Here is a 20,856-nt window from a genome sequence, read left to right as displayed (position 1 = left end):
ATTGAGGGGGGCTGCTCCTAGTACGAGAGGACCGGAGTGGACGCATCACTGGTGTTCGGGTTGTCATGCCAATGGCATTGCCCGGTAGCTAAATGCGGAAGAGATAAGTGCTGAAAGCATCTAAGCACGAAACTTGCCCCGAGATGAGTTCTCCCTGACTCTTAAAGAGTCCTGAAGGAACGTTGAAGACGACGACGTTGATAGGCCGGGTGTGTAAGCGCAGCGATGCGTTGAGCTAACCGGTACTAATGAACCGTGAGGCTTAACCTTACAACGCCGAAGATGTTTTGGCGGATGAGAGACAGAAACAATATTCAGTTTGATACAGATTAGTTGATGCGCAGGAATGCGTGTTGACAGACAGAATTTGCCTGGCGGCAACAGCGCGGTGGTCCCACCTGACCCCATGCCGAACTCAGAAGTGAAACGCCGTAGCGCCGATGGTAGTGTGGGGTCTCCCCATGCGAGAGTAGGGAACTGCCAGGCATCAAATTAAGCGTGCTGATATGGCTCAGTTGGTAGAGCGCACCCTTGGTAAGGGTGAGGTCCCCAGTTCGACTCTGGGTATCAGCACCACTTATTCGGTTAAAGTTCGGCACAGTAGAAAAGAATTTGTCTGGCGGCAACAGCGCGGTGGTCCCACCTGACCCCATGCCGAACTCAGAAGTGAAACGCCGTAGCGCCGATGGTAGTGTGGGGTCTCCCCATGCGAGAGTAGGGAACTGCCAGACATCAAACAAGTGAAAAGGCCATCCGTCAGGATGGCCTTTTTGCATTCTGGTTCAGGAAATTCAATGAATGACCTGTGATAAAAATGCACGCGTACGTTCTGATTTTGGTTGAGCGAAAAACGTCTCTGGTGGTGCCTGCTCAACAATTTCACCTCGATCCATAAAGATCACCCGGTCAGCTACAGTTCTTGCAAACCCCATCTCATGTGTGACGCAAAGCATAGTCATGCCAGATTGCGCCAAACCTATCATAGTATCCAGTACCTCTTTTACCATCTCCGGATCCAGCGCAGAGGTCGGCTCATCAAACAGCATTATTTTCGGCTTCATGCACAACGAGCGCGCAATAGCTACGCGCTGCTGTTGACCACCAGATATTTGCCCGGGAAACTTGTGGGCATGTTCAGCGATACGTACACGTTCCAGGTAGTGCATGGCCAGAGATTCAGCCTCTTTTTTTGACATCTTACGCACCCAAATGGGTGCCAGCGTGCAGTTTTGCAAAACCGTCAAATGGGGGAAAAGGTTGAAATGTTGGAAGACCATTCCGACTTCCTGGCGGACGCGTTCAATGTTGCGGATGTCATTATTAAGCTCAACGCCATCCACTACGATACGTCCCTGCTGATGCTCTTCCAGATGGTTAATACAGCGAATTGTTGTGGATTTCCCTGAGCCAGAAGGCCCGCACAGAACGATTCGCTCCCCCTGTTTCACATTTAGATTGATATCCTTCAGAACCTGGAATTGCCCGTACCATTTGTTGACGTTCTCCAGTGTGATCATTGCGTCGGCTGGTTGTATTAATCGTTGGCTCATAGGATCCTCAGTGCGGCGTACGCCCGGTGTTAAAGCGATTTTCCAGATGTTGGCTATAGCGCGACATGCTGAAACAAAAAATCCAGTAAATCAGGGCGGCAAAAACGTACCCTTCTGTGGACATGCCCAGCCAGGCGGGATCGACGGTTGCCTGCTGGACGCTACTAAAGAGATCGAACAGACCGATGATGATAACCAGGCTGGTATCTTTAAACAGTGCGATGATGGTGTTTACCAGGCCGGGGATCACCAGCTTCAGCGCCTGCGGTAAGATAACCAATCCCTGCATTTTCCAGTAACCCAGGGCAAGAGATTCTGCTGCTTCATACTGTCCTTTTGGTAAAGCCTGGAGCCCTCCACGAACGACTTCCGCGACGTAGGCTGACTGAAAGAGGATCACCCCAACCAGTGCGCGGATCAGCTTGTCGATACTACTTCCTTCCGACATAAACAGTGGCAACATCACAGAGGACATAAACAACACGGTAATTAACGGTACGCCGCGCCAGAATTCGATAAAAATAACGGACAGGACCCGTACGACAGGCATACGGGAGCGCCGTCCCAGCGCCAGTAATATTCCCCACGGAAGCGCTCCGGCTATCCCAACGGAGGCGATGATTAACGTTAGCGTCAGTCCTCCCCATTGCCGGGTTTCAACGCGCTCCAGTCCGAGAAATCCACCATACATCAGCCACCATACGATGATGGGGTAGATAACGGCCCAGATAGCGATATAGCGCCCGCGATGAGGAATCGCTCTGATGAACATAGGAATAATGGATAACAGGCTGACGATCAGGGCCAGATTTATGCGCCAGCGCTGATCGTGCGGGTAGAGTCCATACATAAACTGGCCAAAACGCTCATGGATGAAAACCCAGCAGGCACCGGTCTTTGTACAGTCGGCGCGAGTTGATCCCACCCAGTTGGCCTGCAGAAATGCCCAGTTCAGCAGCGGCGGGATAAGTACCCACATCAGCCATAAACAAAAGATTGTCAGTAGACTATTGGACCAACTGGAAAACAGATTCTTGCGCATCCATTGCCACGAGCGACCCGCGCCTTTACTGGCTGGGCGCACGGGATGAGACAGCAGAGCTTTTGTCATCATAGTTCCTTAGCGCTCGATCAGTGCAATCCGACGGTTGTAGATATTCATCAGCAGTGAAATGCTCAGACTGATGATCAGGTAGACCGACATAGTGATAGCAATAGTTTCAATGGCCTGACCTGTCTGATTAAGTACGGTACCGGCAAACAGAGAAACCATATCCGGATAGCCAATTGCAGCGGCAAGCGACGAGTTCTTCACAATGTTGAGATACTGGCTGGTTAGCGGGGGAATAATGATCCGTAGCGCCTGAGGAATGATGACCTGACGTAGCGTCACCGTATTCGGTAATCCCAGCGATCGTGCTGCTTCATGTTGGCCATAAGGTACGGCCTGAATTCCTGCGCGAATGATTTCAGCAATAAATGCAGAGGTATAAACAGAGAGCGCGAGCGTCAGCGCTGCCAGTTCGGGGATCAGCGCCATACCACCGCGAAAGTTGAAGCCCCTTAGCTCTGGTACATCCCAGTGCACTGCGGCACCAAAAAACCAGTGTGCCAACAAAGGGAGTAATATGAGAAGCCCCACTGCGGCAGGCCAGGTTTTGCGTAGCTGTCCCGTTTTTGCCTGATGGATTTTATTAAAGCGAAAAAGCCCAACGGATATGGCAATCGCAATAACGACGGCTCCCGCTAGTTCAGGCATTCCCTCTCCCATCTGCGGAGCAGGAATATAAAGCCCCCGGTTACTGAGAAAGACCACATCGAGCGCACTCACCGCCTGTCGCGGGCCTGGCAGATTACGTAACACGGCAAAGTACCAGAAGAAAATTTGCAGGAGAGGTGGGATATTGCGGAACGTTTCAACATAGACCGTGGACAGTTTTCGCAGAAGCCAGTTATCAGACAGGCGTGCTAACCCAAGAAAAAAGCCGATGAAAGAGGCAAAAACAATGCACAACGCAGAGACCAGCAGCGTATTGAGTAAGCCGACCAAAAAGACGCGACCATAGGTGTCTCCTTGTTCGTAGTCAATTAAATGCTGGACAATACCAAATCCGGCGCTGCGATCGAGAAAAGCAAAACCTGAAGTAATGCCACGGTTGCTCAGGTTATTAACGGTGTTATGAATTAAGTAGATAATAATACTGGCAACCGCAATAACGGCGAGGAGCTGAAATAGCCAGGCGCGGATCGCAGGGTTAGAAAAGGAGAGCGTTCCTTTTACAGTTGAGCGATTATGGAACATAAGAAAACCTCGGTAACCATAACTCCGGACTGAACGCCGCTGTAGCGGCGTCCGTTACATCACAGCGGTTTAACGCACAGGTGGTGCGTATTGGATACCGCCGTTATTCCAGAGATTGTTCTGACCACGTTTGATCTTCAGCGGACTTTCCGATCCGACATTGCGTTCAAAGATCTCCGAATAGTTACCGACCTGCTTAATAATGTTGTACGCCCATTTGTTATCAAGCTTCAGATCTTTACCGTAATCCCCCTCTTTTCCCAGTAGATGCGCCATGTCCGGCGTTGCTGGATTAGCAGCCTTCTCATCCACGTTCTTCGAGTTAACACCCATTTCTTCCGCATTCAGCATGGCGAACAGCGTCCAGCGAACAATGGAGAACCACTCATCGTCACCGCGGCGTACCACTGGTCCCAGCGGTTCTTTAGAAATAACTTCTGGCAGGACAATCCACTCCGCAGGATTACTCAGCTTGATTCGCAGGGCGTACAGCTGAGACTGGTCGGAAGCCAGCGTATCGCAACGACCAGACTCAAGTGCTTTGGCTGATTCATCTGAGCGGTCAAAAGTAACCGGGGTATATTTCATCTTATTGGCCTTAAAGTAATCGGCCACATTAAGTTCTGTATCGGTTCCCGCCTGAATGCACACGGTAGCGCCGTCCAGTTCTTTGGCACTCTTGAGACCCGCTTTATTGTGGGTAAGAAAACCAATGCCATCGTAATAGGTTACACCTGTAAAAGACATGCCCATCCCGGCATCGCGAGAGGAGGTCCAGGTGGTATTCCGGGAGAGTAAATCAACTTCGCCGGACTGGAGGGCAGTAAAGCGTTCCTTAGCAGTAAGCGGGGTATATTTTACTTTTGTATCATCACCTAATACGGCAGCGGCGACGCCACGACAAACATCCACATCAATGCCTGAGAATTTACCGTCTGCATCCGCGTAAGAAAAACCCGGCAAACCATCGCTGATACCACATTGTACAAACCCTTTTTTCTTAACGGCATCCAGCGTTGCGCCAGCATGTGCCTGATTTGCAACAGCAAGCAGCACACTGGCTGTTGCCAGTGTGGCGATCATCATCTTTTTCATAATGCATCCTGTGTGGCGAAAATTATCGTTATAGAAAGTTGTTCAGAGAACGTCTTTTACCTGCCTGTGGCCAGGGCCATACTCGTTTAAGCAAAGGTAGTGCCAGTTTTTGCGTACGGAAGTTCGACGCAATAAGCAGAGTGTAGACAGGAAAAAATAAATGCAGCGCCCCTAAATGGGGCGAAATTGAAACGTAAGCCACATTTTGGAGCAAAATATTTTATTGAGCAGGAAATGTGTTGAATAACCGTTGCGGGCGTGAATATCGACAGCGTGAGTAATACGAAAGAGATTCCGTAGAAAGAATATCGCCAGGTTTTTCGAGAAAAAAGGTGCTTAAAATCTATCTTTTAATTCTAAAAGAGAACGGTATTTCCCAACCGTTTGTCTTATCAACAATATATCTGATTCAGAGTGCGACGATGCCGCACTCTGAATGATGTTATTTGGTCAATGCAACGATCCCCAACGTCAGGCCAGCAAGTGCCGCAGCGCCACCCGCAATCGCGCCAGCCGTTTCCCAGTTATCCTGAGTGGTACCTTTCATGCAGGTATTTGTGTGAACCAGTCGACCCTGATCGTCATAAACAGGCACGCAAGGTGAATCGTGTGCACAACCCACCAGCAATGCGGTGAGCAGTGCAACTGAAATTAATCTTTTCATGGTGTTACCTCAAAATAAGCGTTTCGCCAAATCCAGCTGAGCAAATGCCAGACTTGTTGCGAACCCAGCGTTTATTTTACCACCACTTAAAAAAAGACATACATGTGGAATAATCTCAATTCATGTGAATTGTAAAAATAATGGAGAAAGTGAACGTAAGAAAGAATACCCGGGATGCCTGGCGTGACTATGTTATTAATAATTAAGGCCGTTGCTATGTAAAAAAAGACGCCCGAAGGCGTCTGATTTTTAATTTTTAGTCCTGACGTCGGTTAAATCGACGTCTGACGACAACGAAGAAGACCGGAACAAAGAAGATAGCTAGCAGTGTTGCTGTCAGCATTCCCCCCATAACTCCGGTACCCACTGCGTTTTGCGCGCCGCTACCTGCGCCACGACTGATAACCAACGGCATTACCCCCAGAATAAAGGCCAGCGAGGTCATCAGAATAGGGCGAAGACGCATACGAGAAGCTTCAAGGGTGGCTTCAATTAACCCTTTGCCTTCTTTCTCCATCAGATCTTTGGCAAACTCCACGATCAGGATGGCATTTTTGGCGGAAAGACCGATGGTAGTCAGCAGACCTACCTGGAAGTAAACGTCGTTATTCAGACCGCGTATGGATGCGGCCAGAAGCGCACCGACCACGCCGAGCGGTACAACCAACATGACAGAAAATGGAACAGACCAGCTCTCATACAATGCGGCGAGACACAGGAATACGACGATTAACGAAATAGCGTATAACGCAGGTGCCTGATTGCCGGAGAGCCGTTCCTGATATGACATCCCCGTCCAGTCATAGCCGATACCAGCTGGCAGTTGTGCCGCCAGGTTTTCCATTAGCGTCATGGCTTCACCGGTGCTACGACCCGGTGCGGCCTCTCCCAGTATTTCCATTGAGGGCATGCCGTTGTAACGTTCCAGACGCGGCGAACCATAAATCCAGTGCGACGAACTGAACGCAGAGAATGGCACCATTTCACCATTCCCACTACGTACGTAGAGATTGTTGATGTCGTTGGGTAACATACGGAACGGCGCGTCAGCCTGAACGTATACCTTTTTCACCCGGCCATGATCGATAAAATCGTTCACATAGGTGCCGCCAAGGGCCGTGGAAATCGTTTGGTTTATATCCGACAGACTTACGCCTAACGCCTGGGCTTTTTCCTGATCAATATCCAGCTTAAATTGCGGAGTATCTTCCAGACCGTTAGGGCGCACACGCACCAGTAGGTCCGGATGTTCTCTCACCATACCCAACAGCTGGTTCCGGGCTTTCGTCAGTTCTGTATGACCGAGGTTAGCCTGATCAATTAACTGAAAATCAAAGCCGGTCGCGGTACCCAGTTCAAGAATGGCAGGCATGTTGAACGGGAACACCAGTCCATCTTTGATCTGGCTGAACGCCCTGGTCGCACGTTCGACGATAGCCGTCACGCCGTTTTCATCGCCCGAACGTTCTTCCCATGGTTTGAGGCTAATAAAGACGATACCGGAGTTCTGTCCCTGGCCGCTAAAGCTGAAGCCATTAACGGTGAATACCGATTTTACGTTAGCTTTTTCCTGGTTCAGGTAGTAATTCTGAATCTGATCCAGCACCTGCTGTGTGCGCGTCTGTGTTGCACCGGCAGGAAGTTGCACCATTGTCATAAAGACCCCCTGATCCTCATCGGGCAAGAAGGAGGTGGGGAGGCGTAAAAACAGAACAGCCATTCCGCCGACGATAAGAACATATAGCAACAAGTAGCGTCCGGTTTTGCGCAGAATACCGCTGATGCTATTGCTGTAATGCCCGACGCTTTTATCGAACAGGGCGTTAAACCATCCGAAAATACCGCCTTTCTTTTCATCATGCCCGGCAGGAACGGGTTTTAGCAGCGTCGCGCAAAGCGCTGGCGTCAGAATGAGGGCGACCAGAACAGAAAGCGCCATTGCTGAAACAATGGTCAGAGAGAACTGGCGGTAAATGGCGCCGGTCGAGCCGCCAAAGAACGCCATGGGGATAAATACCGCCGAGAGCACCATCGCGATCCCGACCAGCGCGCCCTGGATCTGGACCATGGATTTCTGCGTCGCCTCTTTGGGCGGCAGTTTCTCTTCCGCCATGACGCGTTCGACGTTTTCTACTACCACGATGGCGTCATCGACCAGCAGGCCGATGGCCAGCACCATTCCAAACATCGTTAGCGTGTTGATGGAGAATCCGAATGCGGCGAGGATCGCGAATGTTCCCAACAGTACGACAGGCACTGCGATAGTTGGAATCAGCGTGGCGCGCAGATTTTGCAGGAACAGGTACATCACCAGGAACACGAGGATGATGGCTTCAAACAGCGTTTTCACCACCTCGTTAATCGAGATTTTTACAAATGGTGTGGTGTCATAGGGGTAAACCACTTGCAAACCTTGCGGGAAGAAAGGTTGTAACTCAGCCAGCTTTGCTTTGACGCCTGCGGCAGTATCCAGCGCGTTTGCACCGGTCGCCAGCTTAATGCCCAGACCTGTTGCGGGCTGACCATTAATTTTCGTCACCATGTTATAGTTTTCGCCGCCGAGTTCGATGCGGGCTACATCTCTGAGGTGAACCATCGAGCCATTTTGGCTCACCTTCAGCGTTATGCGGCCAAACTCTTCCGGCGTTCTCAGGCGTGTCTGAGCAATAATGGAGGCATTAAGTTGCTGACCCTGGACGGATGGTGCGCCTCCCAACTGGCCTGCGGCAATCTGATTGTTTTGCGTTCTCAGTTGATTGATAACGTCCAGCGGGGTCAACTGATATTTGTTCATTGCGTTGCTGTCGAGCCAGATGCGCATTGCGTACTGTGCACCAAACATCTGGACATCGCCGACACCGGCTGTTCGGCTTATTGTATCTTTAACGTTAGACGCCACATAGTCGGAAATATCATCCTGCGTCAGATTGTTATTATCGGAGACAAAACCCGCCACCATCAGGAAACCGCTGCTGGATTTCTCGACGCTGATCCCCTGCTGCTGTACTTCCTGAGGCAGTAACGGCATCGCTAACTGTAATTTGTTTTGCACCTGAACCTGTGCGATATCCGGGTCAGTACCCGACTCGAAAGTCAGAGTAATGGTGACGCTCCCGGAGGAATCGCTGGTGGAGGACATATACATCAGGTTATCGATACCGTTCATGTTCTGTTCGATAACCTGCGTAACCGTATCCTGTACCGTCTGTGCATCCGCGCCTGGATAGTTGGCGGAGATTGCGACGGCCGGAGGCGCAATGGTCGGATACTGTGCAACGGGCAGTTGCATGATTGCCAGAGCCCCTGCCATCATCAGAATGATGGCCAGAACCCAGGCAAAAATAGGGCGATTGATAAAAAAGTTAGCCATGTCCGGTTACCTTATTGCGCAGTTTTTGCGGCTGGAGTTTCGGTATCGGTGGTTGCTTTAACCTGTACGCCGGGATGCGCTTTCTGCAATCCGCTGACGATAACCTTATCGCCAGGCTGTAAGCCCTCGCTGATTAACCACTTATCGCCTAGCGCCTGAGTAGCAACGACGGGGCGAGCCTCGACCTGACTCTTGTCATTGACAACCATCACCGTTGCATCGCCGCGCGGTGTACGCGTTACTCCCTGTTGTGGTACGAGAATGGCGTCGGGCTGAACACCTTCATCAATGCGTGCGCGAACAAACATCCCTGGCAGAAGCGTATGCTGAGGGTTCGGGAATACGGCCCTGAGCGTGATCGACCCTGTGCTTTCATCAACGGTGACATCAGAGAACTGCAACGCACCTTTCAGCGGATACGTTTTTCCGTTCTCCATTACCAGTTCGACGGAGCTGGTAGCGCTGTCTTTATGCAGGCTCCCCTGTTCAACAGCCTGTTTGAGGCGCATAAAGTCACTGCTGGATTGGGTTACATCAACATAAATAGGATCAAGCTGTTGAACCGTTGTCAGCTCAGTCGCCTGACCATTGGTCACCAGTGCACCTTCGGTGACGTTAGATTTACCGATACGTCCGCTAATGGGCGATGTCACTTTGGTGTAGGCCAGGTTGATACGCGCGCTTTCGACCGCCGCTTTTGCCGCGATAACGGAGGCATCGGCCTGGCGGGCATCAGCAATTGCCTGATCGTATTCCTGTTGACTGATGTATTTTGTGCCCACCAGCGGGACATAACGTTTTACCGTTAAATGTGCGATAGCTGCCGCCGCTTCACTCTTTGCCAGTTCGCCTTTGGCGCTGTCGTAGTCGGCCTGGTAGGTTGCGGGATCGATCTGATAAAGCGACTGACCTGCTTCAACATCGCTGCCTTCGATGAAATTTCTTTTAAGAACGATACCACTGACCTGAGGTCGAACCTCTGCAATGCGGAAAGCACTTGTCCGTCCCGGGAGTTCGGTCGTCACGGCTAACGGCGCAGACTCGACCACATGTACGGTAACCTGTGGCTCAACGGCATGAGACTGTTTATCTCCCTGGTCGTCACAGCCGGTGAGGAACGCAGCGGAGATGATGATGAATGAGGGCAGGAGTGAAAACCTGGCATGTTTCGACATTGCTATTCCTTAAAAACCGAAATCTCGTTATTTACCGGATGACGGTAGGGAGTTAACGTACACAAAGAAAAATAACAGTGGGCTATCCTACAAATTATTAGGTCGGGATGTAAGCAATACTTATTTAATGGCGAGATGTACGGCACGTAAAAGCAAAAAAAAGATTAATACATTGCTTTTTTATAATGCACAAATAGCAATTTTTGGAATTAGGATAACATAATTTGAAATACGCATTCGTGTTGTGAATGATATTATTTATTAACATAAAAATTAATTATATGTTTTGATATTTCGTGCCGGATAACTTTCGCAAAGCTCGTTTAATATCAGGGTTGGTGTTACATTTTTTTGCCACGATAAAAACACCTGAAGTTTTTATTTTTTTTCCTCTGTACCTGACACGATAACTGATGGCGAAGAAAACAAAAGCCGATGCGCTCAAAACACGGCAACATTTAATTGAAACGGCGATCGTCCAGTTCGCCTCTCGCGGCGTCAGCAACACGACGCTCAATGACATTGCAGATGCCGCTAACGTCACGCGTGGCGCTATCTACTGGCATTTTGAAAATAAGACGCAGTTGTTTAATGAAGTATGGCTGCAGCAACCACCTGTGCGCGATCTTATCCAGGATCGACTGGTCGGATGCTGGAATGATAATCCGTTACAGCAAATGCGTGAGAAATTAATCGTTGGCTTACAATATATCGCTGAAGTCCCGCGTCAACGGGCGCTATTGCAAATTTTATATCATAAGTGTGAATTTAATAACGATATGATATCAGAACAGGAAATACGCGAAAAAATAGGATTTAATCATCAGGCGCTGCGGGAAGCATTACAATGGGGAATGAATTCCGGAGCAATATCAACCAGTCTGGATATAGATGTCATGTTAATTATAATTCAGGGGAGTTTTAGTGGCATTGTCAAAAACTGGTTAATGAATCCTGCTGATTATGATCTCCATAAACAGGCTCCTGCATTAGTGGATAATGTATTTCGGATGTTTAGTAAGGATGGCAACGAAATGTGATTGATTCATCGAGAAAATAGCTCCGGATCGATAATCTTTATTATTTCTTCTTATTAATCCAGGTCGGCGCAATCCACCAGCTTCAGCGGATTCACTGAATTCATGTTGCGACACTTATCCACATCTGTGCTTATCAGCTCAATCCACTGCATCAGTAAGGCGTCAAAAAGGAAAACGGATGCGGCGAAAGCAACCAGCCACCAATACTTACGAATCATTGTCAAATCCTGCGTATTCATGTCTTAGCCTGCAGGGAATATACACGAATTTTGCTGGCTGAAAAGCAGACTTACAATGATTTTACTTCCCCCTTTCTGACTGATTTTGAGAGATTTTTTGTTTTTCTTTTTTTAACTTTCGCAAGCTCTTTTTCTGAATAATGAGAGCTTACGCTTAGTCTCCTGAGACCCATTTTGATGTATTCGCCATTGACTTCAATTCCGACAAATTTGCGCCCGGTATCTACCGCGACGGCTCCCGTCGTAAAGCTTCCGGCAAAAGGGTCTAAGACAGTATCTCCTGGGTTTGAAGAGGCCAGAATCACCCGTTTGAGCAGCGCTTCGGGTTTTTGCGTAGGGTGATTCTCATATTCATCCATCAGATAGCGAACACGAGGAAACGTCCAGACGTTGCCCGGCACCTTTTTTATGTTGTAGGGTTGCGGCGGGTTTTTCCGGTAATCGATTAGCGCTCTTTTAGCCCCGGTCCTGGTTTCTACCAGAATATCACCGCTGTTAAATGTGTAATTCTTTGGATCTTTCACCATCATCAGGATGGGCTCATACATTGAGCCAAAGAACTTCTTCGCCTGTACGCCAGAACTGTCGTATGACCACACGATACGGCTTTTGATGCTGAACAGCTTCCTGCATTTCAGGTCGATGTAAGGCATGTTCTCCGTGCTGTTCATGATGTACATCGTACCTTGTTGTTTCAGGATGCGGTGGCACTCATCAATACATTCAAACAGCCATGTCAAAAAAAGTTCTTCATCCCAGGACTCCACCATGCCATCGAAATCTTTCCCGATGTTATAAGGCGGGTCAGCAAAGATTAAGTCAACGCTTTCTGGCGGCAGCTTTTTCAGTTCAGTCAGCGCGTCACCATGGATTATCTGCTTCGATTCATCACCAAAGTATGCTGGTTCACATCCGGACTTCACGCTAACCCCCTATGATGCGTATAAAAAAGGCGCTCCCCATGCCGAGTAGCGCCTTTTTAAACAAGCATTTAGCTAATCGAAATTAGTTCATGCCGTATTTTTTCAATTTTTTACGCAGCGTACCACGGTTGATGCCCATCATCAGAGCAGCACGGGTCTGGTTACCACGGGTGTATTGCATCACCATGTCCAACAGGGGCTGTTCTACTTCAGCCAGTACCAGCTCATAGAGGTCATTAACATCCTGACCGTTCAGTTGAGCAAAATAGTTCTTCAGTGCCTGTTTAACCGAGTCACGCAGGGGTTTTTGGGTTACCTGATCCTGAGAGTTAACGGTAGAAACGGTCAGTACGTCAGAATTTACGCGTTGTTCGAACATAGTTCTGTCAGCTCTTTATTTCTGTTTACGCAAAATTTTCGAAGTATGCCTCCAACGCCTCCAGCTGTTCGCTGGCATCCTCAATGGCGTTGAATGTGCGCCGAAACTGGTCATTTGGAGCGTGCTCCTGGAGATACCAGGAGACGTGTTTACGTGCAATTCGGTACCCTTTTGCCTGACCATAAAAGTCATGCAGTTCCCGAATATGCTCGCAAAGCAAGCGCTTAACCTCTGCCAAAGGCAGGGGGGGCAGCAACTCCCCAGTGTCCAGATAGTGCTGGATTTCCCGAAAGATCCAGGGTCTTCCCTGAGCTGCACGGCCTATCATCAGGGCATCCGCCCCCGTATAGTCGAGTACAGCTCTGGCTTTATGCGGGCCAGTAATGTCGCCATTCGCGATAATCGGAATGGAAACTTTCTGCTTAACTGCCCGAATGCTGTTGTATTCAGCATCTCCATTGAACAAACAGGCGCGGGTGCGTCCATGAATGGTCAGAGCCTGAATGCCACAGTCTTCAGCCAGTTGGGCAATCTCTACGCAGTTACGGTGTTCCGGAGCCCAGCCGGTGCGAATCTTCAGGGTGACAGGAACGTCCACTGCACTGACGACCTCGGTTAGTATCGACTTCACTAAATCCGGGTACTGCAAGAGGGCTGAACCTGCGAGCTTACGATTCACTTTTTTAGCCGGACACCCCATATTGATATCAATAATCTGGGCGCCGCTTTCCACGTTAATGCGTGCGGCATCGGCCATCTCAACAGGATCGCTACCGGCAATTTGCACCGTGCGAATTCCTGGCTCATCAACGTGTACCATTCGTAAACGAGACTTGTCGCTTTCCCAAACCTGCGGGTTAGAAGACATCATCTCGGATACTGTCAATCCTGCTCCCATCTCATAGCACAGCGTCCGAAACGGTCTGTCAGTGATGCCAGCCATAGGCGCTGCGATCAGGCGATTTCTGAGCGGGTATTGTCCGATACGCATGAGTTAAGAAATGACCATACTGTGACTGCAAGGCGGCGTATATTACGCATTTTTTGCACGAGATGAAAGGCCAAACTTTAACCAATCCTCTGAGGTGGATCAAAGAATCGCTGTAAAACTGAACGGTCATGAATAATTAACTATATAAATCATTGCATTAGAAATATGAGTCTAATCTATCCGAACATATAATTTTGCGTAACTTCTCATTTTTTCTTCGTTGGCAGGGGCTGAAACCAGATAATCTGCTGAATTAATCAGCAAATTATCGCGCCGTAGTGTGACGATGACCTCATTTCAGAACAAGATCGTGAAGCGTAGTTAACGTTTACTCGGTGACCTCACGGGCATTGAGCGGTTGCACCGGGCAGCTGTTGTTATGCGGAATAGTACCTTTGAAGTTGTTCAGCAGCTCTTGTGAAGCGTTGAGGCGGATTTCATAACGAACCCACGGATATGCTCACCGTAGGGCGGCGTGGGTATTGCTGGATATTTGAATGAAAGGAGAGGGGAACGGCGGTTCGTGTGGCGAGGCGTGATCGACCGATCACGCCCGGAAAGATTACTTTTTACGACCCGTGATTCGGCACCACTCTTCTTTCTCTACGACCGGGTCAAGGGTGAAGAGATCGGCATAGGCTTCGCAGACGCTGTCCGCCTGGCTGGCAAGGATACCGGAAAGCCCCAGTAAACCGCCTGTAACGGGCAGGACGCTGATTAATGGCGCCAGTTCACGTAATGGGCCAGCGAGAATGTTTGCGACCACCACGTCGGCTTTCATGGCGTCTGGCTGATCCTGCGGCAGGTACAGCTCCAGACGCTCTGACACGCCATTACGCTGGGCATTGTCGCGGCTCGCCTGAATTGCCTGTGGGTCGATATCCACGCCGATAGCTTTTGCTGCGCCCAGTTTCAGCGCCGCAATGGCCAGAATGCCGGAACCGCAGCCGAAGTCGATGACGGTTTTACCGGTTAAATCGAGGCTGTCGAGCCATTGCAGGCACAGAGACGTCGTTGGGTGCGTTCCGGTACCAAACGCCAGGCCAGGGTCCAGCATTACGTTGACTGCGTTCTCATCCGGCACATCACGCCAGCTTGGGCAGATCCATAACCGTTCGCCAAAGCGCATCGGATGGAAGTTATCCATCCACTCGCGTTCCCAGTCTTTGTCTTCCAGTTGTTCGATTTTATGGACGAATCCGGCTCCCAGCAGCGGATGGTTTTCCAGAATGGCGACCACCTCTTTCATGTCGGTTTCCGCGTCAAACAGACCGATCACATCGGTATCGCCCCACAGGCGGGTTTCACCCGGTAAGGGTTCAAACACCGGCGTGTCGTGTGTGTCCTGGAAGGTGATGGAAACGGCGCCCGTTTCCATCAGGGCATCACTCAGATCTTCCGCGTTAGCACCGGTAGTATTCAGTTTCAGTTGGATCCATGGCATGGCAAAACTCTTTATTTATCAGTAGTCAATGTAGTGGCTTGTGGGACGGAAGTACCAAAACGATTCCCGATCAGAAAAGCCAGCAAACTCAGCAGTAACGAAGGCACAATCGGATGGAAGCCCAGATACTGAATATTAAACGTGGCAAGAACGGCATACAGTAAGCCGCCAATAATCATCGCGCTCAACGCGCCGGCAGCATTGGCACGCTCCCAGTACAATCCCAGCACCAGCGGCCACAGGAAGACGGCTTCCAGACCGCCAAACGCTAACAGGTTCAGCCAGATAATCATCTCAGGTGGCTTCCATGCGGCCAGCAACAGTAATGCGCCTAAAACCAGGGTGATCACCGCCGACATCCGCTTCAGACGAACCTCATTTTTCAGCTGTTCCGGACGCAGGTTCAGGTAGAGATCTTTAATGATCGTCGCGGAACTTTGCAACAGCTGGGCGTTGATCGTTGACATGATCGCCGCCATTGGCGCGGCCAGGAAGATCCCGGCGGCAAATGGCGGCAGTACCTTAACCATCAGGGTTGGGATCACCAGATCCGGTACGGTCAGATCGGGGATCACCGCCCGGCCCAGCGCGCCCGCCAGGTGCATGCCGAACATCAGGATTGCCACCACGATGGTGCCGATGATAATACCCCGGTGTACCGCTTTGCTGTCTTTATAGGAGATGCAGCGTACCGCCGTGTGCGGTAAGCCGATCACCCCAAAACAGACCAACACCCAGAATGAGGTCATGAAGGTCGGAGAGAGGATATCGTCAGTCCCTTGCGGCGACACCAGTTTCGGATCGATAGCCTGCAATGTTTCTACTGCATGACCCAGCCCCCCCGCCGCATGAACCACGCCTGCCAGCAGGACAATGGTACCAATCAGCATTACCATACCTTGCATCGTGTCGTTAAGTACGCTGGCGCGAAAACCACCAAACGCGGTATACAGCGCAATGCTGATGCCAAAGATAAGCAGGCCGGTTTCATAGGGGATTCCCGCCGCCGTTTCCAGTAAACGCGCGCCGCCAATAAACTGTACCGTCATTGCGCCGACGAAAGCCACCAACAGGCTAAGGCTCGCCAGCCACACCAGCAAACGGCTCTGGTAGCGGGCGAACAGCATATCGTTGAGCGTCACGGCGTTATAACGCCGCGCCAAAATAGCGAATTTCTTACCGAGAATGCCCAGCGAAAGCCAGACGGCAGGCAGCTGGATCATGGCCAGCAATACCCAACCCAACCCGTACTTATATGCGGCACCAGGACCGCCGATAAATGAACTGGCGCTGATATAGGTGGCGGTAAGCGTCATTGCGAGCACAATCCCGCCCATTGAGCGGCTACCGAGGAAATACTCGTTCAGGAAGGTGCCGGTAGTTCGCTTGCGCATGGCATAAACAGACAGGCCAAACACGACGAACAGGTAGGCCACAAGCGGCAGAATGACCTCAAGCTGCATTGTCATCCTCCAGAGAAATATCACGATAGATAAATTTCACCATTGCCCAGCACAGCAAAATAAAGACCAGTGGAGTCAGCAGACAGGCCATTTCGAACCAGTGCGGAAGCCCGGTAATACCCGTTGCTGAATCAGGTAAGTAAGCAGCCACTAACCAAGCGGCCAGATATAAAAGGGTCAGCCACAGCGCCCAGCGCGCCTCTTTGTGGGCCTGAACAAAACGAGCGTCCATTTGAATCCCTTGTGGATGAAGAAAACGGGGATTGTACCTTATGGGACTTCACTCTCCCCAGAAATAAAAAAGGCCGGAATCTCCGGCCTTTTGCTGCGATAGCAGTCTTATTTTTCCTGAAGACCGAGTTTCTTCTCCAGATAGTGGATATTCGTTCCACCGTGCTGGAAGTTCTCGTCGTTCATGATGCGAGTCTGGAGATCAATGTTGGTTTTGATACCGTCGATGATCAGCTCCTGCAAAGCGTTTTTCATGCGGGCAATCGCCACATCGCGGCTTTCACCGTAGCAGATGAGCTTACCGATCATTGAGTCATAATACGGCGGTACAGTGTAACCGGCGTAAATATGAGACTCCCAGCGCACACCAAAGCCACCCGGCGCGTGGAAACGCGTGATTTTACCCGGGCTTGGCAGGAAGGTGTTCGGGTCTTCGGCGTTGATACGGCACTCGACCGCATGGCCTTTCACCACAACCTCTTCCTGTTTGATGGACAGCGGTTGACCCGCCGCGATACGCAACTGTTCTTTGATCAGGTCAACGCCGGTGATCATTTCGGTAACCGGATGCTCTACCTGAATACGGGTGTTCATTTCGATGAAATAGAACTCGCCGTTTTCGAACAGGAATTCAAAAGTACCCGCCCCGCGATAACCGATGTCAACGCACGCTTTGGCGCAACGTTCACCGATATAGCGACGCAGTTCCGGTGTAATCCCCGGCGCTGGCGCCTCTTCGACCACTTTCTGGTGACGGCGCTGCATGGAGCAGTCACGTTCTGCCAGATAGATGGCGTTGCCCTGGCCATCAGCCAACACCTGAATCTCGATGTGGCGTGGGTTTTCCAGGTATTTTTCCATATATACCATGTCATTGCTGAAGGCAGCTTTCGCTTCAGCTTTGGTCATGGAAATGGACTGCGCCAGTTCGGCATCGCCACGCACAACGCGCATACCGCGACCGCCGCCGCCGCCAGACGCTTTGATGATCACCGGGTAGCCAATGCGTTTCGCATGAGCGCGGTTAACATCCATATCTTCGCCCAGCGGGCCATCGGAACCCGGTACGGTCGGAACGCCGGCCTTTTTCATCGCGGTGATTGCCGAGACTTTGTCGCCCATCAGGCGGATAGTGTCAGCTTTCGGGCCGATAAAGATGAAGCCGGAGCGTTCTACCTGTTCAGCAAAGTTGGCGTTCTCAGAGAGGAAGCCGTAACCCGGATGGATGGCTACTGCGCCGGTAATTTCAGCGGCGCTGATGATTGCCGGGATGTTCAGATAGCTTTTCACGGAAGGAGCCGGGCCAATACAGACCGTCTCATCCGCCAGTAATACGTGTTTTAAATCGCGATCCGCGCTTGAGTGCACAGCGACAGTCTTGATGCCCAGTTCTTTACAGGCACGCAGAATACGCAATGCAATCTCGCCGCGGTTGGCGATAACAATTTTATCCAGCATGTTCGCCTCGTTACTCGATGACGACCAGCGGCTCGTCAAATTCTACCGGTTGACCACTTTCGACCAGGATTGCTTTCACGGTACCTGACTTGTCCGCTTCAATCTGGTTCATCATTTTCATGGCTTCAACGATGCACAGGGTATCGCCCGCGTTGACTTTCTGGCCGACTTCGATGAACGCTTTTGCGTCCGGGCTCGGCGTGCGGTAGAAAGTACCAACCATTGGGGAGCGTACGATGTGACCACTGATTTCCGCTGCTGCAGGCGCTTCCATCGCTGGAGTGGTCGCCGGAGCGACAGCGTTAGACAGAGCTGGCTGCTGCATCATTGGTGCAGCGTAAGCCTGTTGCATCATTGGAAAACTTGCAGCTGGCGCCGCACGGCTGATGCGTACAGATTCTTCGCCTTCGGAAATTTCCAGTTCGGAGATGCCTGATTCTTCAACCAGCTCGATCAGTTTTTTAATCTTACGAATATCCATGAGTGGGTTCCGTACTCTTTGTTTAGTGTGATTGTGACAGGCGTTTTACCGCCGTCTGTAAAGCATTGGAATGACTGTTGCGGGCAAGACGCCTCGCGTTTCTGACATTGCTCGATTTGCCAGTGCACCCGACAGCGAAATTCAGAATCTGACAGTCATTGTGCGGCTATCTTCTGCCATTTTCGGGCAAAAAACAAAATATACCTTCAATACGCGATTGTCACCCTTTCAGCGAGTAAAAAACGCTGTCCGGGAAAGCAAAGTCGCACATTATAACTATTTCGTCGCAATTGGCAGCTAAATACTGGTCTTATCAGGGAAGATAATCAACCGCTAACATGCAAATAACATCCGCGAGTCTGTGTTTTGCAACAAACCGCACAGTTCATAAAACTAGCGCCACCACTGGCGGAACTTCTTATATCGCAAGGCCAGAAGCGCAAGAGCTAAAGCGGCGTAGACGATCGGCTGGGGAGACAAAATTTTCACCGACCACAGATAATGAATGGGCGCCAGGATCGCGACAAGATAGACGAAGTTATGCAAAAGTTGCCAGCGCTTGCCCAGCTTTCGCTGTGCCGCCTGGGTGGAAGTCAGCGTGAGCGCCAGGAGGATCAGCCAACAGATGATACCAAGCGTGAGGTAAGGGCGAGAAATCAACTCCCGGCCTAACAATCCTAAATTATTACTACCCAACTCCAGCAGGGCGTAACTGGTCAGATGCAGCGTCGCCCAGGCGAAACACCATAACCCCAACAGGCGACGGGTGCGTATCAATAAGGGTTGTTTAGCGTAGCGCGCAAGAGGCGCGACCAGCAGGGTGGCGAGCAAAAATTTCAGAGCCATCCTGCCGGTAAAATGCTGAATATCTTTCACGGGATCGGCACTGAGTCCCCCGTTATTCACTGCCCAAAAGAGCCAGAGAAAAGGTAAAAAACCGGCGAGATGTAACAGCACTTTCAGCCAGGTTATTTGCTTTACGGTGAGTCGCACTTAAAAATTCTCCCGCAGATTCAACCCGCGATATAGCGACGCCACGTCATCAGCGTAACCATTAAACAGTAGCGTAGGTTGTCTTTGTACATCCAGAATACCGCCTGCCCCGATAAAACGTTCAGTGGCCTGCGACCAGCGCGGATGATCAACATGAGGGTTTACATTGGCATAAAAGCCATATTCGTTCGGGGCGGAGAGATTCCAGGTGGTCGGCGGGCGCTCGCGGGTCAGTTTAATACTGACAATCGACTTAATCCCCTTAAAACCATACTTCCACGGTACCGTAAGCCGGATGGGGGCACCGTTTTGCGGCGGCAGCGCTTTGCCGTAGACGCCGACGGTTAACAAGGTAAGTGGGTGCATCGCTTCGTCCAGACGTAGCCCTTCGACATAGGGATACTGAAGTCCGCCGCCAATAAAGCGGTCTTTCTGTCCTGGCATATCATCAGGGGCGTAGAGTGTTTCAAACGCCACATATTTAGCGTTGCTGGTGGGTTCAGCCTGGGCGAGTAGCTTGTGTAAAGGAAAGCCAATCCAGGGAACGACCATCGACCAGGCTTCGACACAGCGCATCCGATAAATCCGCTCTTCCAGTGGAAAGCGGGAGGTCAACGCATCGTGATCCAGCGTCAAGGGTTTTGCCACCTCACCGCTGATTTTCAGCGTCCACGGATCGGTTTTTAGGCTATTCGCATTGGCGGCAGGATCGGCTTTATCCAGACCAAACTCATAAAAGTTGTTATAACCGCTGACTTTCTCTTCCGGCGTTAAGGGAAGATGGCTTTGCCAGGCGGGCGGTTTGCTGAAATCAAGCGCTTTTCCTGCCGGAGCCGGGGGCCGATCGTTGCCCTTAAACCAGCTCAATAAATCGGCATGGGCCGTAACAGGTAGTGACAAGGCTGCAGCACCAAGCCCCAGGGCTTTTAATACCTGGCGACGCTGCATAAAAAAAACCGACTCGGCAGTGACGTCGGCTTCTGTAAATGGACGTAATTTCTGCATAACAGACTCCTGGCGTACGCGTCACGATTCATGGAAGGACGCGTAGTTACTAT

19 protein-coding genes, 1 tRNA gene and 3 rRNA genes are annotated in these 20,856 nt (G+C 50.7%); 5 read left to right on the top strand and 18 right to left on the bottom strand.

What is annotated here, in order from left to right; all coding sequences use genetic code 11:
- The 4 genes from C3432_RS24735 to rrf (C3432_RS24720) form a co-directional block, all read left to right on the top strand.
- A 23S ribosomal RNA gene (locus tag C3432_RS24735) occupies positions 1-270 on the top strand; the annotation flags it as partial.
- A gap of 100 nt (positions 271-370) precedes the next feature.
- Positions 371-486, top strand: a 5S ribosomal RNA gene (gene rrf / locus C3432_RS24730).
- A gap of 14 nt (positions 487-500) precedes the next feature.
- Positions 501-576: transfer RNA gene (locus tag C3432_RS24725), tRNA-Thr, on the top strand.
- 39 nt (positions 577-615) lie between these two features.
- Positions 616-731, top strand: a 5S ribosomal RNA gene (rrf, locus tag C3432_RS24720).
- A 60-nt stretch (positions 732-791) separates the two neighbouring features.
- On the opposite strand, the gene C3432_RS24715 is transcribed toward rrf (C3432_RS24720), so the two are convergent.
- The 7 genes from C3432_RS24715 to C3432_RS24680 form a co-directional block, all read right to left on the bottom strand.
- The gene (locus tag C3432_RS24715) at positions 792-1,550 is read right to left on the bottom strand and encodes an amino acid ABC transporter ATP-binding protein (protein WP_103779884.1); all 759 of its coding nucleotides are present in this window, start codon (positions 1,548-1,550) and stop codon (positions 792-794) included.
- Positions 1,551-1,557: 7 nt separating this feature from the next.
- On the bottom strand, positions 1,558-2,661 hold the full coding sequence (locus tag C3432_RS24710) for an amino acid ABC transporter permease (RefSeq protein ID WP_103779882.1): 1,104 nt from the start codon (positions 2,659-2,661) through the stop codon (positions 1,558-1,560).
- A 9-nt stretch (positions 2,662-2,670) separates the two neighbouring features.
- Positions 2,671-3,852 carry an amino acid ABC transporter permease gene (locus tag C3432_RS24705; RefSeq protein WP_103779880.1) on the bottom strand — a complete coding sequence of 394 codons (1,182 nt, stop codon included), beginning with the start codon at positions 3,850-3,852 and terminating at the stop codon, positions 2,671-2,673.
- 69 nt (positions 3,853-3,921) lie between these two features.
- Complete coding sequence (locus tag C3432_RS24700) at positions 3,922-4,947, bottom strand: amino acid ABC transporter substrate-binding protein (protein ID WP_103779878.1); 1,026 nt, start codon at positions 4,945-4,947, stop codon at positions 3,922-3,924.
- Positions 4,948-5,389: 442 nt separating this feature from the next.
- Positions 5,390-5,611 carry a hypothetical protein gene (locus C3432_RS24690; RefSeq protein WP_103779874.1) on the bottom strand — a complete coding sequence of 74 codons (222 nt, stop codon included), beginning with the start codon at positions 5,609-5,611 and terminating at the stop codon, positions 5,390-5,392.
- Between the two features lie 256 nt (positions 5,612-5,867).
- A complete protein-coding gene (locus C3432_RS24685) occupies positions 5,868-8,981 on the bottom strand; it encodes an efflux RND transporter permease subunit (RefSeq protein WP_103779872.1) in 3,114 nt (1,037 codons plus the stop codon).
- Between the two features lie 11 nt (positions 8,982-8,992).
- Positions 8,993-10,156: an efflux RND transporter periplasmic adaptor subunit gene (locus C3432_RS24680; RefSeq protein WP_103779870.1), complete on the bottom strand. Its 1,164-nt coding sequence runs from the start codon at positions 10,154-10,156 to the stop codon at positions 8,993-8,995.
- 413 nt (positions 10,157-10,569) lie between these two features.
- Here C3432_RS24680 and envR point away from each other — a divergent pair, with 413 nt between their 5' ends.
- Positions 10,570-11,196: an acrEF/envCD operon transcriptional regulator gene (envR, locus tag C3432_RS24675; protein WP_103779868.1), complete on the top strand. Its 627-nt coding sequence runs from the start codon at positions 10,570-10,572 to the stop codon at positions 11,194-11,196.
- 53 nt (positions 11,197-11,249) lie between these two features.
- Here the strand turns inward: envR and C3432_RS24670 are convergent, their stop codons facing one another.
- The 11 genes from C3432_RS24670 to msrP form a co-directional block, all read right to left on the bottom strand.
- Positions 11,250-11,414 (bottom strand): DUF2556 family protein, encoded by a 165-nt coding sequence (locus C3432_RS24670; protein WP_103779866.1) that lies wholly within the window; start codon positions 11,412-11,414, stop codon positions 11,250-11,252.
- Positions 11,415-11,485: 71 nt separating this feature from the next.
- Positions 11,486-12,358 carry an adenine-specific DNA-methyltransferase gene (gene yhdJ / locus C3432_RS24665; protein WP_103779864.1) on the bottom strand — a complete coding sequence of 291 codons (873 nt, stop codon included), beginning with the start codon at positions 12,356-12,358 and terminating at the stop codon, positions 11,486-11,488.
- Positions 12,359-12,440: 82 nt separating this feature from the next.
- Positions 12,441-12,737: a DNA-binding transcriptional regulator Fis gene (fis, locus tag C3432_RS24660; protein WP_000462905.1), complete on the bottom strand. Its 297-nt coding sequence runs from the start codon at positions 12,735-12,737 to the stop codon at positions 12,441-12,443.
- Positions 12,738-12,762: 25 nt separating this feature from the next.
- Complete coding sequence (dusB, locus tag C3432_RS24655) at positions 12,763-13,728, bottom strand: tRNA dihydrouridine synthase DusB (RefSeq protein WP_103779862.1); 966 nt, start codon at positions 13,726-13,728, stop codon at positions 12,763-12,765.
- Positions 13,729-14,290: 562 nt separating this feature from the next.
- Positions 14,291-15,172: a 50S ribosomal protein L11 methyltransferase gene (gene prmA, locus C3432_RS24650; RefSeq protein WP_103779860.1), complete on the bottom strand. Its 882-nt coding sequence runs from the start codon at positions 15,170-15,172 to the stop codon at positions 14,291-14,293.
- 11 nt (positions 15,173-15,183) lie between these two features.
- Positions 15,184-16,635, bottom strand: a complete 1,452-nt coding sequence (gene panF / locus C3432_RS24645; protein WP_103779858.1) for a sodium/pantothenate symporter — start codon at positions 16,633-16,635, stop codon at positions 15,184-15,186.
- Positions 16,625-16,867, bottom strand: coding sequence for a YhdT family protein (locus C3432_RS24640; protein ID WP_103779856.1), 243 nt, complete (start codon positions 16,865-16,867; stop codon positions 16,625-16,627). Before C3432_RS24640 ends, panF begins: the two co-directional genes overlap by 11 nt.
- Positions 16,868-16,974: 107 nt before the next feature.
- Positions 16,975-18,324, bottom strand: coding sequence for an acetyl-CoA carboxylase biotin carboxylase subunit (gene accC / locus C3432_RS24635; protein ID WP_103779854.1), 1,350 nt, complete (start codon positions 18,322-18,324; stop codon positions 16,975-16,977).
- A 10-nt stretch (positions 18,325-18,334) separates the two neighbouring features.
- Positions 18,335-18,805, bottom strand: coding sequence for an acetyl-CoA carboxylase biotin carboxyl carrier protein (gene accB, locus C3432_RS24630; RefSeq protein WP_103779852.1), 471 nt, complete (start codon positions 18,803-18,805; stop codon positions 18,335-18,337).
- Positions 18,806-19,198: 393 nt separating this feature from the next.
- The gene (msrQ, locus tag C3432_RS24620) at positions 19,199-19,798 is read right to left on the bottom strand and encodes a protein-methionine-sulfoxide reductase heme-binding subunit MsrQ (protein WP_103779850.1); all 600 of its coding nucleotides are present in this window, start codon (positions 19,796-19,798) and stop codon (positions 19,199-19,201) included.
- Positions 19,799-20,803 carry a protein-methionine-sulfoxide reductase catalytic subunit MsrP gene (msrP, locus tag C3432_RS24615; protein ID WP_103779848.1) on the bottom strand — a complete coding sequence of 335 codons (1,005 nt, stop codon included), beginning with the start codon at positions 20,801-20,803 and terminating at the stop codon, positions 19,799-19,801. It abuts the gene before it with no gap.
- Between the last annotated feature and the right edge of the window lie 53 nt (positions 20,804-20,856).

It is taken from the genome of Citrobacter amalonaticus (assembly GCF_002918555.1).
Taxonomy (GTDB): Bacteria; Pseudomonadota; Gammaproteobacteria; order Enterobacterales; family Enterobacteriaceae; genus Citrobacter_C; species Citrobacter_C amalonaticus_A.
Note: the sequence above shows the minus strand (reverse complement) of the source record. Positions and strands in the feature narration are given on the sequence as shown.

Coding starts and splice junctions, on each gene's coding strand:
- C3432_RS24715 (WP_103779884.1), bottom strand. CDS start 1,550: ATGAGCCAACGATTAATACAACCAGCCGACGCAATGATCACACTGGAG.
- C3432_RS24710 (WP_103779882.1), bottom strand. CDS start 2,661: ATGACAAAAGCTCTGCTGTCTCATCCCGTGCGCCCAGCCAGTAAAGGC.
- C3432_RS24705 (WP_103779880.1), bottom strand. CDS start 3,852: ATGTTCCATAATCGCTCAACTGTAAAAGGAACGCTCTCCTTTTCTAAC.
- C3432_RS24700 (WP_103779878.1), bottom strand. CDS start 4,947: ATGAAAAAGATGATGATCGCCACACTGGCAACAGCCAGTGTGCTGCTT.
- C3432_RS24690 (WP_103779874.1), bottom strand. CDS start 5,611: ATGAAAAGATTAATTTCAGTTGCACTGCTCACCGCATTGCTGGTGGGT.
- C3432_RS24685 (WP_103779872.1), bottom strand. CDS start 8,981: ATGGCTAACTTTTTTATCAATCGCCCTATTTTTGCCTGGGTTCTGGCC.
- C3432_RS24680 (WP_103779870.1), bottom strand. CDS start 10,156: ATGTCGAAACATGCCAGGTTTTCACTCCTGCCCTCATTCATCATCATC.
- envR (WP_103779868.1), top strand. CDS start 10,570: ATGGCGAAGAAAACAAAAGCCGATGCGCTCAAAACACGGCAACATTTA.
- C3432_RS24670 (WP_103779866.1), bottom strand. CDS start 11,414: ATGATTCGTAAGTATTGGTGGCTGGTTGCTTTCGCCGCATCCGTTTTC.
- fis (WP_000462905.1), bottom strand. CDS start 12,737: ATGTTCGAACAACGCGTAAATTCTGACGTACTGACCGTTTCTACCGTT.
- dusB (WP_103779862.1), bottom strand. CDS start 13,728: ATGCGTATCGGACAATACCCGCTCAGAAATCGCCTGATCGCAGCGCCT.
- prmA (WP_103779860.1), bottom strand. CDS start 15,172: ATGCCATGGATCCAACTGAAACTGAATACTACCGGTGCTAACGCGGAA.
- panF (WP_103779858.1), bottom strand. CDS start 16,635: ATGCAGCTTGAGGTCATTCTGCCGCTTGTGGCCTACCTGTTCGTCGTG.
- C3432_RS24640 (WP_103779856.1), bottom strand. CDS start 16,867: ATGGACGCTCGTTTTGTTCAGGCCCACAAAGAGGCGCGCTGGGCGCTG.
- accC (WP_103779854.1), bottom strand. CDS start 18,324: ATGCTGGATAAAATTGTTATCGCCAACCGCGGCGAGATTGCATTGCGT.
- accB (WP_103779852.1), bottom strand. CDS start 18,805: ATGGATATTCGTAAGATTAAAAAACTGATCGAGCTGGTTGAAGAATCA.
- msrP (WP_103779848.1), bottom strand. CDS start 20,803: ATGCAGAAATTACGTCCATTTACAGAAGCCGACGTCACTGCCGAGTCG.